Origin of the sequence: Amycolatopsis arida (assembly GCF_900115565.1) — a bacterium.
Taxonomy (GTDB): domain Bacteria; phylum Actinomycetota; class Actinomycetes; order Mycobacteriales; family Pseudonocardiaceae; genus Yuhushiella; species Yuhushiella arida.
In genome coordinates this window covers 84,445-98,089 of the sequence record NZ_FOWW01000002.1, presented here as the reverse complement: position 1 = coordinate 98,089, position 13,645 = coordinate 84,445, and the positions used below count along the sequence as shown (strand labels likewise).

The window sequence follows — 13,645 nt, the reverse complement described above, 5'->3', positions numbered from 1 at the left end:
AACACAGTGGTCCGGCGAACGTCGCCGACGAGTGCCAGCGAGGAGGGGTCCGCGAGCGAGCGTGCGAGCTCGCCGTTCAACACAGCAGTCCGGCGAACGCCGCCGACGAGCGCCAGCGAGGAGGGGGCGTGAGTACCTTGCCTGCACCTTCGCCGAAACCCACCACGAGCCCGGGCAAGCGCATCCTGCCACCGAACCCGAAGGCGGCCGCGGTCGTCGCGCTCGGCTTCACCGTGTTGCTGTACCTGGTCGAGCTCGTCGACGTCGTGTTGCCGGCCGACCTGGACCAGGGCGGCATCGTCGCCCGCAGCCTCGGCGGGCTGGACGGCATCGCGTGGGCGCCGCTGCTGCACGACGGCTGGGGCCACCTGCTGAGCAACACCGTCGCGGTGCTGGTGTTCGCGTTCCTGGCGATGGCCGGCGGCATCGGGCAGTGGGTGACCGTGACCGCGGTGATCTGGGTGCTCGGCGGGCTCGGCGTGTGGCTCACCGCGCCGGGGAACGCGGTGACCGTGGGTGCCTCCGGGCTCGCCTTCGGCTGGTTGGCGTTCCTGCTGGTCCGCGGGCTGTTCAACCGCAGCGCCAGGCAGCTGGCGCTGGCCGCGGTGCTGTTCGTGATCTGGGGCGGGATGCTGTGGGGCGTGCTGCCGAGCAGCCCGAACGTCTCGTGGCAGGGGCACCTGTTCGGCGCGCTGGCCGGGGTGCTCGCCGCGTGGCTGGTCGGCAGGGCGGATCGAGCGAGGGCCGCGCGCCGGCCGGCGGGCCCCGCGGTCGGCGGGTAACGTCGCTCCCTCCTGTCGATCTCGGGAGGAGGGACCGTGAACGTCGAGCACCTCATCCAGGCGGTCGGCACGGCGGTCGAGGTGGCCGGGGTGGTGGTCATCGTCGTCGGCGCGCTGGTGGCCACCGCCGTGTTCGGCTACCGCGTCACCCGCGGCGAGCGGTCGGGCGGGCTCTACCGCGGGTACCGGCAGAGCCTGGGCAGGGCGATCCTGCTCGGCCTGGAGTTCCTGGTGGCCGGGGACATCATCGGCACCGTGGCGGTCGACCCGAGTCTGCAGAGCGTCGGCGTCCTCGCCGCGATCGTGCTCGTGCGGACCTTCCTCAGTTTCTCGCTGGAGGTCGAGCTCGAGGGCCGCTGGCCGTGGCAGAAGCCACGCGGCGCGCGCCACAACGCCGGCGGCGCCGCGGTGACCGACCGGTAGTCTCGCGGTCGTGACCCCAGACCGGGACGCTCCGATCGGCGTGTTCGACTCCGGAGTGGGTGGGCTCACCGTGGCCCGCGCCATCCTCGACCAGCTCCCCGGCGAGCGGTTGCGCTACGTCGGGGACACCGCGCACAACCCGTACGGCCCGCTGCCCATCGCCAGGGCCAGGGAGCTCGCCCTGGGCGCGCTCGACGACCTTGTGACCGGCGGGGTGAAGGCTCTGGTCATCGCCTGCAACACGGCGTCGGCGGCGTGCCTGCGTGACGCCCGCGAGCGCTACCCGGTGCCGGTGGTGGAGGTGGTGCTGCCGGCGGTGCGCAGGGCGGTGGCGGCGACCCGGTCCGGGCGGATCGGGGTGATCGGCACCGAGGGCACCATCCGTTCCCGCGCGTACGAGGACGCCTTCGCCGCGGCCAGGGACGCGCGGGTCACCAGCGTGGCCTGCCCGCGGTTCGTCGACTTCGTCGAGCGCGGCGTCACCTCCGGCCGGCAGGTGCTCGGCCTCGCCCAGGGCTACCTGGAGCCGCTGCTGCGCGCCGAGGTGGACACGCTGGTGCTCGGCTGCACGCACTACCCGATGCTGACCGGGGTGCTGCAGATCGTGATGGGTCAGGAGGTGACGCTGGTCTCCAGCGCGGAGGAGACCGCGAAGGACGTGGTCCGCGTGCTCACCGACCTCGACCTGCTCAGCGCCCGCGCGGAGCCGCCGCGGCACGAGTTCGTCGCCACCGGCTCGGCGGAGCCGTTCACCCGGCTGGCCCGGCGGTTCATGGGGCTGGCCCACGTCTCGGCGGAGTCCGCCGCTGATCCACATACCAAGGAGACCGAAAGTAAGCGGACTGTGGCAACGTACTGACCTGGCCGAACAGCTTGCTTTCGGTCGGATTGGTATCTACCAGCGCTGTAAGGTGTCGGCGTGCGAATGACCATCCTCGGCTGCGCGGGCAGCGTTCCCGGCCCGCGCACGGCGGCGTCGGGTTACCTCCTCGAGGTCGACGGCTTCGTGCTCGGGCTCGAGCTCGGCAACGGCACGCTGGCCGAGCTGCAAGGGGTGCGCAGCCCCTTCGACCTGGACGCGCTGCTGCTGTCGCACCTGCACCCGGATCACTGCGCGGACTTCAGCGCGCTGACCGTGCTCCGCCGCTACCATCCCGCGGCGCCGTACCCCGAGCGGCCGCGCCGGCTGCCGGTCTACGCGCCGGCCGAGGCGCCGGAGCGGCTGGCCAACGCCTACGCGCCGCACGAGGCGGAGCGGCTGGAGACGGATCTCTCCGACGTCTACGACTTCCACCCGCTGGGGCGCGGTCCGGTGCGGGTCGGCCCGGTCGAGCTGACGGCGTTCTCGATGGACCACCCCACGGAAGCGTGGGGCCTGCGGATGCGGTGGCGGGACGGGACGCTGGCCTACACCGGCGACACCGGGCCGTGCGCCGCGCTGGACGAGCTGGCGGCCGGTGCCGACGTGCTGCTGTGCGAGGCGACCTGGACCGACGCGCCGGACCGGCCGCGCGGGGTGCACCTGTCGGGTCGGCAGGCGGGGGAGCTGGCCTGCCGGGCCGGGGCCCGGCGCCTGCTGCTCACCCACATCGCGCCGTGGACCGACCGGGCGGCCGTGCTCGCCGAGGCGCGGGCGGGGTTCCCCGCCGCCGAGCTCGTCGAGCAGGGGGCGGTCTACGAGTTCTGAGCCGCCGGAGTCGCCGGTGGCGGGTGTCGTCGGCGGGTGTCACCACCGGGCTCTAGAGTGCAGGCGTGGTGAGAAAAGACGGCAGGAACGACGACGAGCTCCGCGAGGTGCGGATCACCCGGGGGTACCAGAAGTGGCCGGCCGGGTCGGTGCTGGTGGAGTTCGGCAACACGCGAGTGCTGTGCGCGGCGAGTGTCACCGAGGGGGTGCCGCGGTGGCGGGCCGGGTCGGGGCTCGGGTGGGTCACCGCCGAGTACGCGATGCTGCCCTCCGCCACGAACACGCGCGGCGACCGGGAGTCGGTGAAGGGCCGGATCGGCGGGCGGACGCACGAGATCAGCCGGTTGATCGGGCGGTCGCTGCGGGCGTGCATCGACCTGGCCGCGCTGGGGGAGAACACGATCGTGATCGACTGCGACGTGATCCAGGCCGACGGCGGCACCCGCACCGCCGCGATCACCGGTGCCTATGTGGCGCTGGCCGACGCGGTGACCTGGCTGGCGGCGGCGGGGCGGCTGGCCGATCCGCAGCCGCTGTCGACCGGGGTGGCCGCGGTGAGTGTCGGCGTGGTGGACGGCAGGGTGCGGCTCGACCTGCCGTACGAGGAGGACTCGCGGGCGGAGGTGGACGCCAATGTGGTGGTCACCGACGTGGGCACGCTGATCGAGGTGCAGGGCACCGGCGAGGGCGCCACCTTCACGCGGTCTACTTTGGACAAGATGCTGGACATGGCGCTGGCCGGGTGCGCGGAACTGTCCCGCAGGCAGAGCGAGGCGCTGGCGGCGCCGTACCCGGGTGAGTTGCCGAGCCCGCCGGCGACCGGGAAGAAGGCGAAGGGCAAGTGACGCGGCTTCTCCTCGCGACCCGCAACGCCAAGAAGCTCGCCGAGCTGCGGCGGATCCTGGAGCGGGCCGGGGTCTCCGGGGTGGCCGTGGTGGGCCTTGCCGACGTACCGGAGTTCCCCGAGGCCCCCGAGACGGGCGCGACCTTCGAGGAGAACGCGCTGGCCAAGGCCCGCGACGCGGCGAAGGCCACCGGCCTGCCCGCCGTGGCCGACGACTCGGGGCTGGCGGTGGACGCGCTGAACGGGATGCCCGGGGTGCTGTCCGCCCGGTGGGCCGGCCGCCACGGCGACGACCGCGCGAACCTGGAGCTGGTGCTCGGCCAGCTCGCCGACGTGCCCGACGAGCGCCGCGGCGCCGCCTTCGTGTGCGCCGCGGCGCTGGTCACCCCGAGCGGTGCGGAGACGGTGGTGCGCGGCGAGTGGCGTGGCACCCTCACCCGCGAGCCGCGCGGCACCCACGGCTTCGGCTACGACCCGATCTTCGTCCCCGAGGGCGAGACGCGGACCTCGGCCGAGCTCACCCCGGAGGAGAAGGACGCCGCCTCCCACCGCGGCCGCGCCCTCCGCGCCCTTCTGCCCTGTCTGGAAGAGCTGACGATCTGATCCTCGCCTCCGGTCCGACGTCCTCCAGCCCGACGTACTCCTGACGGGAACCGAGCGTCACGGCAAGGCTCTTCCCGGACAACGGGCGGTCGCCCACGGCCAGCAGCGCCGCTTCCCCCTCGTTGTCCGGCAGCGCGGCGAACCGTTGCCCGATCCCGGTGGCGAGCTGCGTGGCCACCTGCAGCCCGAGCCGGTGGACCGGCGTGTCCAGGTCGGCTCGCCGCAGCGGGCCCTTCAGCTCGTCGGCGGCCAGCTCGGCCAGAGTGGCCGTCCGGACGAACGTCGCGCGGCGTCGTTGCGGCCAGGACCGCGGCGGAGGTGGCGATGGTCGACCCCAGCTCGAGCGCGGCCCTCGGTCCCGGTGATGGCGGCCTCCCCTGATCTCGCGTGCGGCGGATCGTGCCCGCACGCCGCGGTCCGGGGCAAGCCGGCAGCCGGGTGAAGGCCGCGTGGCGAGTCGAGCCGGGCGACGGAGGTTCGCTGGGTCAGGCGATCGAGAGGTCCTTCAACAGTTTCGCGACGTGGCCGGTGGCGCGCACGTTGTACAGCGCCTTGACGATCGTGCCCTCCGGGTCGACCACGAACGTCGACCGGATCACACCCTGGACCACGCGGCCGTAGTTCTTCTTCTCCCCGTAGGCGCCCCACTCGGTGAGCACCTTCTTGTCGGGGTCGGACAGCAGCGGGAAGCTCAGCCCCTCGGCCTCGGCGAACTTCGCCAGCTTCTCCGGCTTGTCCGGCGAGATCCCCAGCACCTCGTAGTCCGCGCCGGCCAGCTCGCCGAGGTTGTCCCGGAAGTCGCACGCCTGCTTGGTGCACCCCGGCGTCCCGGCCGCCGGGTAGAAGTACACCACCACCGACCGGCCACGGAAGTCCGACAGCGAGACCTCGTTGCCGGTGCTGTCCGGCAGGGTGAAGTCGGGTGCGGGGTCGCCGGGGGAGAGCCGCTTCTGCTCGGTCATGCCGTCACCCTAGCGAGCGGGTCCGACAGGGCGGGCCGACAGGTCACGCCGAGCCGACGTACACCGCCGTGTCCTCGCTGCCCGGCTCCGGCCGCACCGTCACGCTCAGCGGCGCCGGCTCCGGCGGCACCGCGAACGCCAGGTTCACCCGCACGTTGCGTTGCGGCGGTACGTCACGGTCGGCGTCGACGATCCCGTTGAACCCCTGCGTCGCGTCGACCACCTGCTTGGCCGGCACGTCGTTCACCGCGGCCCGCACCACGAGGTCCGACAACCGGTACGGCTGCGGCCCGTCGTTGTAGATCGAGACCTCGAACGCGACCGCCCGTTCCGATTGCGGATAGGCGGTGTCGCTGGGGCGGAACATCTTCGGCGTGGACACCACCACCGTCACCCCCGAGTCGAAACGGTGGTCCCGGCCGAACTCCAGCGTGCCGGGGACGGTCCGCTCCATCCGCACCCCGCCCACGGCGCTCGTCGGTGCGTCCATGCTGGTGGGAGCGCCGCACGCGGTGACGGCCAGCAGTGCGCACCCCACCAAGGTGACGCTACGGCGTCGAGGTGCCACTGCGCTACTCCGTTTGCTGTAAGCCATTTGGTCCGTTCGGTGGCGGTAGTCGCCCGACGGGTTCCACTCTGGCCGGGTCCGCGCGCGTGGGCGAGGAAGATCCGCGGGTTGAGGCGGAGCTGGTGTCCCGCCGTGTCCGACCCGTGATAGTCGGAGCACTGGCGGTGATGCCAATCACTCGAATTGGTTACCGTACAGGGAGAAGCGCCCGCGACGAGCGGTCACACGGCGAGCGCGAAGAACAGGATGAACACCCCGAGCCCGGCCAGCCACGCCACGATGAGCCAGCCGAAGTCGCGCCACGGGTCGACCGTGCGGTTGTCCTCGCCCGGCACGTAGACGCCACGCATCTCGAACCAGTCCGCCCAGTGCACCAGCCACCGCAGCGGGTTGCGTGTCGGCATCCGTTCGACCTCCCGCGATCAGCCTTCACCGTACGACTCGCGGGCGGGGGGTCAAGCCGGGTGGCCGGAGGCGGGGATCGGGGTGAGGTCGTCGGACTCCGCCGCCTCCGGCCGGTGCCGGGCCCGCCCGCCCCGGGGCGGCGGCGGGCCCGATGCCCCTCAGCCGGCCAGCGAGTACACCGCGTGGGCGATCACGTCGGTGTGTCGGTCCAGCGCGGTGCTGCTGATGTTGCTGGTGGTGTCACACGACCGGTGGTAGCACCGGTCGAACGGCGCGCCCGCCGTGCCGCCCCACTTCCGCGCCTGCGCCGAGGACTTGTAGCCCTCCGCGCCGCTGAACGTGCCGCCCACCGGGATGCCGGCCCTGGCGAACGACGCGTGGTCGGACCGGCCGCCCACGCTGGTCAACTCGATCGGCACGCCCTCGGCCTGGAACCCGGCCCGCAGCGCGTTCTCCAGGGTGGCCGAGCCGGACGGCTGGCCGGACGCGGAGTACACGAAGTACCCGGGGTTCGGCGAGCCGATCATGTCGAAGTTCAGGTAGCCCCTGATCCGGCTCCGCTCGGTGCTGGTCAGGCTGTTGACGTAGTAGCGGGAGCCGACCAGGCCCAGCTCTTCGGCCCCCCACCAGCCGAAGCGCAGTTGCCGGTTCGGCCGCAGGCCCTCCCTGGACACGGTCAGCGCGACCTCGAGCAGCCCCGCCGAGCCCGACCCGTTGTCGTTGATGCCGGGACCCGCGGTGACGCTGTCCAGGTGGCCGCCGGCCATCAGCACGTTGTTCGGGTCGCCGTAGGGCCAGTCGGCGATCAGGTTGTAGCCGCGGTACCCGTTGTAGGTGAACTCCTGGATCCGCGTCCGGTACCCGGCGGCGTCGAGCCGGCCCTTGACGTAGTCGACCGAGGCGCGGTAGCCGGGCCGGCCGTGTGCCCGGTTGCCGCCGTTGCGGGACGCGGCCTGCTGCAACGCGTTCAGGTGTGCCTGGATGTTGGCGACCGGGATGTCCGGCGGGGCCAGCGCGGTCGGCGCGGCGGTGGCCGGTGCGGACGCGAGCGACGCCGCGGTGAGCAGGGCGGCGACCATCGCGGGGAGCGCGGCGCGTGGGTGGCGCAGCTTCATGGTGGGAACTCCTTCGGCAGGGCGAGATCCGTCACCATGAGCGTCGCGGGTGGCGTCGGGCCGAAACAATAAGGGCAACGGTAGGTAGCCCACGCAATTCACCGGCCATCGGTGGTAGAACTTGCGTGCAACGTTGAACGCAACCCGGGGAGTCGCCGGTGCCGGAGCAGTTGAGACCCCAACGACGGAGCCGCCGGGTCGCGATGGCCCCCGACGAGGTCGACGCCTATCTCGCCGAGCAGCGGACCTGCCGGGTGGCGACCACCAGCGAGCAGGGTCCGCACGTCACGGCGCTGTGGTTCGTGTGGCACGACCGGGCCGTGTGGCTGTACTCGATCACCGACAGCCAGCGGTGGGTGGACCTGAACCGGGACCCGCGGGTCGCCGTGCTGGTCGACTCCGGGCACGACTACCTCGAGCTGCGCGGGGTGGAGATCACCGGCACCGCGGAGGTCGTCGGCGAGGTCCCGCGAACCGGTGCGGACCAGCCGGAGCTGGCCGAGCCGGAGGCGCTCTTCGCGCGGAAGTACTTCGACCTCGACGCGATGCCCTACGACGGCCGGCACGCGTGGTTGAAGGTGACGCCGAACAAGATCGCCAGCTGGGACTTCCGCAAGATGCGCGGCTGACCGGGAGGGGCCTCAGCTCCGGTCGCGCCACGCGGGGTGGTCGATGCCCCAGTAGCGCAGCGCCCCGGCGATGAAGTCGGCGCCGAGACGGTTGGCCGCGTCGGCGTTGCCGGCGACGCGGGTGGGCCGGTCGTCCGGCGGGTCGACCACGCGGTCGCGCTCGGCGGCGGGATGGGTCCAGTGCCCGCCGCACCCGTTCGGGCAGGGCAGCTCGAGCGTGCGCAGGCCGTGCGGCGGGCAGGGCTGCTGCCAGGTCATCGTTCCGCTGCCATGGCACAGCTCGCAGTCACGTGCCGGGGACCTGCCCGAGCCCGCCGCAGTTACCACACGGATCCTTCCGGTTGGGCGCCAGCCCGGACCCGTGGCACCGGGGGCACTCCACCATGTCGTAGTGCATCGTCACACCTCTGTCGCGTCTCGGGAAGTGGTAGCGGGGAAGCCCGATCGTGACCAGGCGTTCACCCAGGGTGGATACCGATACGACGTCCGCGATCGTTACCGATCCCGGCGCTCCTGTTTACGCGGGAGGACCGCGGGACACCGAGGCTGCCGTGGCACTCGCCCACCCGCGCGACGCGGCCACCGTGGCACACCGGAAGATGCGTCACTGACTGTCACCACTGATGACCTTCTCACTCGCTCGGTGAGCCTGGCGGGCGAGAAGGGTGCTGACGCGAATGGGGGCCAGGCGAGTGGGGTAGGACCCGCTCATGGTTCGACACTCTCTGTTCACCGCCCTGGTCACCAGCGCGGGGGCGCTCGCCACGGCGGCGGCGCTCGCCGCCTGTGGAGGCCCCGACAACGACCAACAGGGCGACGCCGACGGCGTCCCGACTCCGACGGCGGGGGTGACCTCGCCCCCGTCGCCCACGACCACCACGGCCGGGGAGCAGGCCGGCGGGGCGGCCGAGATGGCGGCCGCCGCCCGGACAGCGGCGGCCGCGGTGCCCAACGGCAGGGTCTTCGACATCGAGCACGAGACGAGGAGCGGCAACCAGCGGGTCTGGGAGGTGAAGGTGGCCTCCGACGGCCGGGAGTACGAAGTGGACGTGTCCGAGGACGGCGCCGAGGTGCTGCGCAAGCACGAGAGCGCCGACCCCGACGACGACATCCAGAAGCTCGACGCGGCTCAGATCGACGCCGCCCGCGCGGCTGAGCTGGGTGGGCAGCAGGACAGTGGACGGCTGACCGAGCTGGAGATCGATCAACTCCACGACGGCACGGTGGTGTGGCAGCTCGAGTTCACCGCGCAGGACGACGAGCGTCGGGAGACCTACCTCGACGCGAAGACCGGGGATGTCGTCAGGACCGAGTAGCCGCCCGCTGGCGAAGTCCTCCTTCCCGGCCGAGCCGCCGGGGAGGAAACCGCGGACAGGTGAGGTGCGCTGCGCTGCGTGGGCCCGGTGAGACTCGAACTCACACTGGCATGGACCTAAACCATGTGCCTCTGCCGATTGGGCTACGGGCCCGCCCTGCCAGAGCTTAGCCGCCGGCGTGGGTCGCCGTGTCGGGTGAGTGCGGCGGCCGCCGGCGGGTCCTCTACGGTGGGCGTCCTAGGAGCGGTAACCGTGCGGCCTTGGTGAAGGCCGGTTGTGGCGAGGAGGACACGTGGCCCGCGATCCGGAGACCATCGAGCGTGAGATCGAGCGGGCGAGGGACGCACTGGCGTCCACGCTGGACGAGCTGACGGTGAAGGCCAACCCGAAGCGGCTCGCCGACGACGCGAAGGTGAGCGTGCAGGCGAAGCTCGCCGAACCGAAGATCAAGTATTCGCTGCTCGGCGCGGGCGTGCTGGTCGGGCTGCTCCTGCTGCGCAAGCTGCTTCGCTGAGCCGCTCGCCCCGAACGGATCCGCCGACCGCTCCCGGAGAAGGGGAATCCGCGAGTGGAGTGGCCGGGGCGGGAGAGCGGCCGGTCTCGGCGCGCGCTGATCCGCGGCTCAGCGCGCCGCCGCGGCGGTACCGGGCATCCGCGTCGTGGGCGTGGCCTGGGCCGGAGCCTTGCCGGCCTCCTCGGGAGTCCTGCTGAGCTCCTTGGTCGGCACGGTGGGCTTGGTGGACTTCGTCTCGCGCACCACCACCGTCGGATTCGGCGCCGTCGGTGCGGCGGCCGGCGCCGGGGCGGGCTCGGCGGTCGTCCTGGCCAGTCGCGCGCTCATGTAGGCGGCGGTGAACTCCAGCGCGCTCCCGTTGAGCAGGTGCACCACGGTGGTGGCGGTGCCCTCCGGGGCCAGCTTCTCCACGAGCTGGTCGGCCCGGTCCCGCGCGGCGATGATGCCCGGCGCCCGCGCGGTGAGCTCCTTGCCCAGACCCGCCACGGTGATCGACCAGTCCTCGTCGTCCTGCCGGTACGTCGCCACGATCGGCTGCACCATCGGTCTCACCCCTCCCGCTCTCGGCATGTTCCACAGTGGTAGACCGAGCCACCGCCGTGCCATGACGCTCGTTACGGACGGCCCCGATCGGGTGGCACCCGTCTGGGTTCGTCGTTGAATTCTGTATCGGAATGATCGCGGCAGCAATACGACAATGTGTCAAAGATTACGCTGCGTAGGGCATACGGAGAGTAGCTCACCCGCGAGCGCGGTCCCGGAGCCCGTCCCACAGGATCCGCATGACGTGGTCGGTGACCACGTCCGGCGCGACGTCGTGCCGCTCGCACCAGAGGGCCAGCCGCTCGCAGGCGCCCACCACGAACTCCGCCGCCGCCTCCACCTGCAGCGGCGCGTCGGCCTCGAAGTATCCGCTCATCAGCGCCGCGATCAGGTCGGTTTGCTGGCGCCGGGTCTCCTCGATCTCGTCGGCCGCCGGGGTGCCGGCCAGCGACATCTCGGTACGCAGTAGTGACCACGCCTCGCGGTGCTCCCGCATGAACGCGAAGTAGGCGTGCAGCCCCCTGCGCATCGCCTCCTCGGCGGAACCGGCGCCCACCACCGCGTGTTCGGTCACGGTGCGTAGCTCCGCGCGTGCCTGCCGGATGCAGGCGAGCAGCAGCCCTTCCTTGGAGTTGAAGTACTCGTAGAGCATCGGCTTGGAGACCCCGACCCGCTCGGCGATCTCGTCCATCGACGCCGCCGCGTAGCCCCGCTCCGCGAAGACCGCCACGGCGACGTCGATCATCTGCCGCTCCCGCTCGGCCCTCGGCATCCGCCGGCGGCGGGGCTCGGGGGTGCCGCGGGAGTCCCTCGATGTCACCGTCACGAAACTGAGTCTACCGGAAGTAACCTACTCGCAGTAAGATGGACTTCGAGTAACAGGAATCCAGACCTTGGAGGACGGGTATGGGCAAGCGCACCGAAGTCGGTGTCGTCATCGTCGGGACGGGCTTCTCCGGCCTCGGCATGGCGATCAAGCTGCGCAAGGAGGGCCGCGACGACTTCGTCATCCTGGAGAAGGCGCACGACGTGGGCGGCACCTGGCGGGACAACACCTACCCCGGTTGCGCCTGCGACATCCAGTCGCACATGTACTCGTTCTCCTTCGAGCAGAACCCCGACTGGACCAGGTCCTTCTCCCCACAACGGGAGATCTGGGACTACCTGCGCCGGGTGGCGGAGAAGTACGACCTGTACCGGTTCGTCCGGTTCGGCCAGGAGATGACCGGTGCGCGCTGGGACGCCGACGAGGGTCGGTGGCACGTGAGCACCCGGTCCGGCGACGAGTTCGTCGGCCAGTTCCTCGTCTCCGGTGTCGGTGCCCTGCACGTCCCGCAGACCCCGCGGCTGCCCGGCATCGAGCGCTTCCAGGGCAGGGCGTTCCACTCGGCCGAGTGGGACCACGACTTCGACCTGCGCGGCAAGCGTGTCGCGGTGATCGGCACCGGGGCCAGCGCCATCCAGTTCGTCCCGCAGATCGCGAAGGACGTCGACCGGCTGACCGTGTTCCAGCGCACCCCGCCGTGGATCATGCCCAAGCCCGACCACGCCATGCCCGGGTGGGCCCGGACGCTGTTCCACCGCGTGCCCGGGGTCCAGCGGCTGTACCGGCACCTCCTGTACTGGCTGCTCGAGGTCCGGGCGATCGGCTTCAACGGCCACCCCGGCATGATGAAGCTCGCCCAGCTGGTCGCCAAGCGGCACATCGCCAAGCAGGTCCGGGACCCGGAGGTGCGCCGCAAGATCACCCCCGACTACACGATGGGCTGCAAGCGGGTGCTGATCTCCAACGACTACTACCCCGCCCTGAACCGCGACAACGTCGAGCTGGTCACCGACGGCGTCGCCGAGGTGCGGGAGCACGCCGTGGTGGACGCCGCCGGCGTCGAGCACGAGGTGGACGCGATCATCTTCGGCACCGGCTTCCACGTCACCGACGCCTTCGACGGGCTGGACATCCTCGGCCAGGACGGGCGCGACCTCAGCAAGGAGTGGGCGACGCACGGGATGCGGACCCACCTGGGGATCACCGTGTCCGGCTACCCGAACCTGTTCTTCCTGCTCGGTCCGAACACCGGGCTCGGCCACAACTCCGTGGTGTTCATGATCGAGTCGCAGGTCCGCTACGTCGCCGAGGCCATCCGCTACGTCGAGGACAACGACGCCGCGGCGATCGACGTGCGGGCCGACACGCAGGCCCAGTTCAACGCCGACATCCAGCGCAAGCTCGAGAAGGGTATCTGGACCCAGGGCGGCTGCAAGAGCTGGTACCTGGACGCGATGGGTGTCAACCGCACGATCTGGCCGGGCTTCACCTGGCGGTACTGGCAGCGCACCCGGCGGCTGGAGCCGGCCGACTTCGAGCTGATCGGGCGCGCTCCTGCCCGGTCCCGACGCTCCGAGCCGACCCTCGCGAAGCTGAGCGCCTGACGGGCGAGGGCAGCCGCCCACCGCGGACGGGAGCGGCCGGCACGGCGACGGGAGCGGCCAACACGGTGACGTGGCGCGCGGACACGCGGGCGCGGGGCGCGGACACGGCGGGGTGGCGGCGTGTCCGCGTTCTGGGGTCAGGTGTCCGCGGTGCCCGTCCGGGCGGGTGGGTCGCCGTCGTCGTCGGCGTGGCCGGAGAGCCGGCGCAGGCGGGGGAGCAGTTCGCTGGTGGCCACCCCGCACAGCTCGGCGAGCCAGTCGATCGCGGCGAGGTCGAGCTGGACGGCCAGGGACAGCACGCCGGCCTGCCGCAGCCGGTCCTGCGCCCAGCGGCGCAGCGGGAGCAGCTCGGGCTGGCGGTCGGCGACCACGGCGGCCAGGTCCAGCCGCAGCCGGCCGGGCTCCTCGGCGAACACCCGGCGGTGCACCCTGGCGAGCAGGTCCTGCGGGGTTTCCCCCATCGCGAGGCACAGCTCGGCGAGCCGGACCACCGAGCACTGCCGGGTGCCCAGCTCGTACGTGGCCAACGTCTGCAGCGAGATGTCGCTCTGCAGGCGCTCGTTCAGTTCCTTCCGGGTCCAGCCGCGCCGCTTGCGAAGCTCGCGCAGCTCTTCGCCGAGAGCACGTTGGTAGGCGTCCCCGTCGATCTGCACTCGTCGTCCCCTGCCTGCACCACGCGGCGTACCGCGCTGCCAGCGCAGCGCGGCAGGCTGCCCGCGACTCACCTTCACGTGGATGAAAGGCGCTGGGTCGCGGGTCCTTACGCGGGTTTGCCGGACTGTTTCCGAGCGGACGGCGATATGGGCCGAATGGAGTAACGTCCG

19 protein-coding genes and 1 tRNA gene are annotated in these 13,645 nt (G+C 71.8%); 10 read left to right on the top strand and 10 right to left on the bottom strand.

Features of this window, described 5'->3' with window-relative positions; all coding sequences use genetic code 11:
* Nucleotides 1-128 precede the first annotated feature (128 nt).
* The 6 genes from BM051_RS05310 (at nucleotide 129) to rdgB (ending at nucleotide 4,339) form a co-directional block, all read left to right on the top strand.
* The gene (locus tag BM051_RS05310) at nucleotides 129-782 is read left to right on the top strand and encodes a rhomboid family intramembrane serine protease (protein WP_243859177.1); all 654 of its coding nucleotides are present in this window, start codon (nucleotides 129-131) and stop codon (nucleotides 780-782) included.
* A 36-nt stretch (nucleotides 783-818) separates the two neighbouring features.
* The gene (locus BM051_RS05305) at nucleotides 819-1,205 is read left to right on the top strand and encodes a DUF1622 domain-containing protein (RefSeq protein ID WP_092528723.1); all 387 of its coding nucleotides are present in this window, start codon (nucleotides 819-821) and stop codon (nucleotides 1,203-1,205) included.
* 10 nt (nucleotides 1,206-1,215) lie between these two features.
* Nucleotides 1,216-2,064, top strand: a complete 849-nt coding sequence (gene murI / locus BM051_RS05300; protein WP_092528721.1) for a glutamate racemase — start codon at nucleotides 1,216-1,218, stop codon at nucleotides 2,062-2,064.
* 60 nt (nucleotides 2,065-2,124) lie between these two features.
* The gene (locus BM051_RS05295; RefSeq protein ID WP_092528719.1) at nucleotides 2,125-2,892 is read left to right on the top strand and encodes an MBL fold metallo-hydrolase; all 768 of its coding nucleotides are present in this window, start codon (nucleotides 2,125-2,127) and stop codon (nucleotides 2,890-2,892) included.
* Nucleotides 2,893-2,957: 65 nt separating this feature from the next.
* Entirely contained in the window at nucleotides 2,958-3,737 is a 780-nt protein-coding gene (gene rph / locus BM051_RS05290; RefSeq protein ID WP_092528717.1) for a ribonuclease PH, read from the top strand.
* Nucleotides 3,734-4,339, top strand: coding sequence for an RdgB/HAM1 family non-canonical purine NTP pyrophosphatase (gene rdgB / locus BM051_RS05285; RefSeq protein WP_092528715.1), 606 nt, complete (start codon nucleotides 3,734-3,736; stop codon nucleotides 4,337-4,339). The genes rph and rdgB overlap by 4 nt, the downstream gene beginning before the upstream one ends.
* Here the strand turns inward: rdgB and BM051_RS30610 are convergent.
* The 5 genes from BM051_RS30610 to BM051_RS05265 all read right to left on the bottom strand — a co-directional run bounded on the left by BM051_RS30610 (nucleotide 4,254) and on the right by BM051_RS05265 (nucleotide 7,389).
* Nucleotides 4,254-4,748, bottom strand: a complete 495-nt coding sequence (locus BM051_RS30610; RefSeq protein WP_424923205.1) for an NACHT N-terminal Helical domain 1-containing protein — start codon at nucleotides 4,746-4,748, stop codon at nucleotides 4,254-4,256. The genes rdgB and BM051_RS30610 overlap by 86 nt on opposite strands.
* 76 nt (nucleotides 4,749-4,824) lie before the next feature.
* Nucleotides 4,825-5,301 (bottom strand): thioredoxin-dependent thiol peroxidase, encoded by a 477-nt coding sequence (gene bcp / locus BM051_RS05280; protein ID WP_092528713.1) that lies wholly within the window; start codon nucleotides 5,299-5,301, stop codon nucleotides 4,825-4,827.
* A 43-nt stretch (nucleotides 5,302-5,344) separates the two neighbouring features.
* Nucleotides 5,345-5,839, bottom strand: a complete 495-nt coding sequence (locus BM051_RS05275; RefSeq protein ID WP_243859176.1) for a hypothetical protein — start codon at nucleotides 5,837-5,839, stop codon at nucleotides 5,345-5,347.
* 251 nt (nucleotides 5,840-6,090) lie between these two features.
* A complete protein-coding gene (locus BM051_RS05270; protein WP_092528711.1) occupies nucleotides 6,091-6,273 on the bottom strand; it encodes a hypothetical protein in 183 nt (60 codons plus the stop codon).
* 159 nt (nucleotides 6,274-6,432) lie between these two features.
* Entirely contained in the window at nucleotides 6,433-7,389 is a 957-nt protein-coding gene (locus BM051_RS05265) for a M28 family metallopeptidase (RefSeq protein WP_092528709.1), read from the bottom strand.
* Between the two features lie 203 nt (nucleotides 7,390-7,592).
* Here BM051_RS05265 and BM051_RS05260 point away from each other — a divergent pair, with 203 nt between their 5' ends.
* Complete coding sequence (locus BM051_RS05260; RefSeq protein ID WP_208325817.1) at nucleotides 7,593-8,018, top strand: pyridoxamine 5'-phosphate oxidase family protein; 426 nt, start codon at nucleotides 7,593-7,595, stop codon at nucleotides 8,016-8,018.
* A 12-nt stretch (nucleotides 8,019-8,030) separates the two neighbouring features.
* Here BM051_RS05260 and BM051_RS05255 read toward each other — a convergent pair whose 3' ends face one another.
* Nucleotides 8,031-8,276, bottom strand: a complete 246-nt coding sequence (locus BM051_RS05255) for a hypothetical protein (protein ID WP_243859175.1) — start codon at nucleotides 8,274-8,276, stop codon at nucleotides 8,031-8,033.
* A gap of 452 nt (nucleotides 8,277-8,728) precedes the next feature.
* Here BM051_RS05255 and BM051_RS05250 point away from each other — a divergent pair, with 452 nt between their 5' ends.
* Complete coding sequence (locus BM051_RS05250) at nucleotides 8,729-9,334, top strand: PepSY domain-containing protein (RefSeq protein ID WP_092528707.1); 606 nt, start codon at nucleotides 8,729-8,731, stop codon at nucleotides 9,332-9,334.
* Between the two features lie 79 nt (nucleotides 9,335-9,413).
* Here the strand turns inward: BM051_RS05250 and BM051_RS05245 are convergent.
* A tRNA-Leu gene (locus BM051_RS05245) sits at nucleotides 9,414-9,487 on the bottom strand.
* A gap of 139 nt (nucleotides 9,488-9,626) precedes the next feature.
* On the opposite strand from BM051_RS05245, the gene BM051_RS05240 reads away from it, so the two are divergent.
* The gene (locus BM051_RS05240; RefSeq protein WP_092528705.1) at nucleotides 9,627-9,848 is read left to right on the top strand and encodes a DUF3618 domain-containing protein; all 222 of its coding nucleotides are present in this window, start codon (nucleotides 9,627-9,629) and stop codon (nucleotides 9,846-9,848) included.
* Between the two features lie 108 nt (nucleotides 9,849-9,956).
* Here BM051_RS05240 and BM051_RS05235 read toward each other — a convergent pair whose 3' ends face one another.
* Together BM051_RS05235 and BM051_RS05230 are read right to left on the bottom strand one after the other, a co-directional pair.
* The gene (locus tag BM051_RS05235; protein ID WP_092528703.1) at nucleotides 9,957-10,391 is read right to left on the bottom strand and encodes a hypothetical protein; all 435 of its coding nucleotides are present in this window, start codon (nucleotides 10,389-10,391) and stop codon (nucleotides 9,957-9,959) included.
* A gap of 196 nt (nucleotides 10,392-10,587) precedes the next feature.
* The gene (locus BM051_RS05230; protein ID WP_092528701.1) at nucleotides 10,588-11,163 is read right to left on the bottom strand and encodes a TetR/AcrR family transcriptional regulator; all 576 of its coding nucleotides are present in this window, start codon (nucleotides 11,161-11,163) and stop codon (nucleotides 10,588-10,590) included.
* A gap of 134 nt (nucleotides 11,164-11,297) precedes the next feature.
* On the opposite strand from BM051_RS05230, the gene BM051_RS05225 reads away from it, so the two are divergent.
* Nucleotides 11,298-12,821 carry a flavin-containing monooxygenase gene (locus BM051_RS05225; protein ID WP_092528699.1) on the top strand — a complete coding sequence of 508 codons (1,524 nt, stop codon included), beginning with the start codon at nucleotides 11,298-11,300 and terminating at the stop codon, nucleotides 12,819-12,821.
* Nucleotides 12,822-12,958: 137 nt separating this feature from the next.
* On the opposite strand, the gene BM051_RS05220 is transcribed toward BM051_RS05225, so the two are convergent.
* Complete coding sequence (locus BM051_RS05220; RefSeq protein WP_092528697.1) at nucleotides 12,959-13,474, bottom strand: helix-turn-helix transcriptional regulator; 516 nt, start codon at nucleotides 13,472-13,474, stop codon at nucleotides 12,959-12,961.
* Nucleotides 13,475-13,645: the final 171 nt, after the last annotated feature.

Excerpts from the sequence above, each read along its gene's own strand:
- bcp (WP_092528713.1), bottom strand. The coding sequence starts at position 5,301 with ATGACCGAGCAGAAGCGGCTCTCCCCCGGCGACCCCGCACCCGACTTC.
- BM051_RS05270 (WP_092528711.1), bottom strand. The coding sequence starts at position 6,273 with ATGCCGACACGCAACCCGCTGCGGTGGCTGGTGCACTGGGCGGACTGG.
- BM051_RS05265 (WP_092528709.1), bottom strand. The coding sequence starts at position 7,389 with ATGAAGCTGCGCCACCCACGCGCCGCGCTCCCCGCGATGGTCGCCGCC.
- BM051_RS05260 (WP_208325817.1), top strand. The coding sequence starts at position 7,593 with ATGGCCCCCGACGAGGTCGACGCCTATCTCGCCGAGCAGCGGACCTGC.
- BM051_RS05255 (WP_243859175.1), bottom strand. The coding sequence starts at position 8,276 with ATGACCTGGCAGCAGCCCTGCCCGCCGCACGGCCTGCGCACGCTCGAG.
- BM051_RS05250 (WP_092528707.1), top strand. The coding sequence starts at position 8,729 with ATGGTTCGACACTCTCTGTTCACCGCCCTGGTCACCAGCGCGGGGGCG.
- BM051_RS05235 (WP_092528703.1), bottom strand. The coding sequence starts at position 10,391 with ATGGTGCAGCCGATCGTGGCGACGTACCGGCAGGACGACGAGGACTGG.
- BM051_RS05230 (WP_092528701.1), bottom strand. The coding sequence starts at position 11,163 with ATGCCGAGGGCCGAGCGGGAGCGGCAGATGATCGACGTCGCCGTGGCG.
- BM051_RS05225 (WP_092528699.1), top strand. The coding sequence starts at position 11,298 with ATGGGCAAGCGCACCGAAGTCGGTGTCGTCATCGTCGGGACGGGCTTC.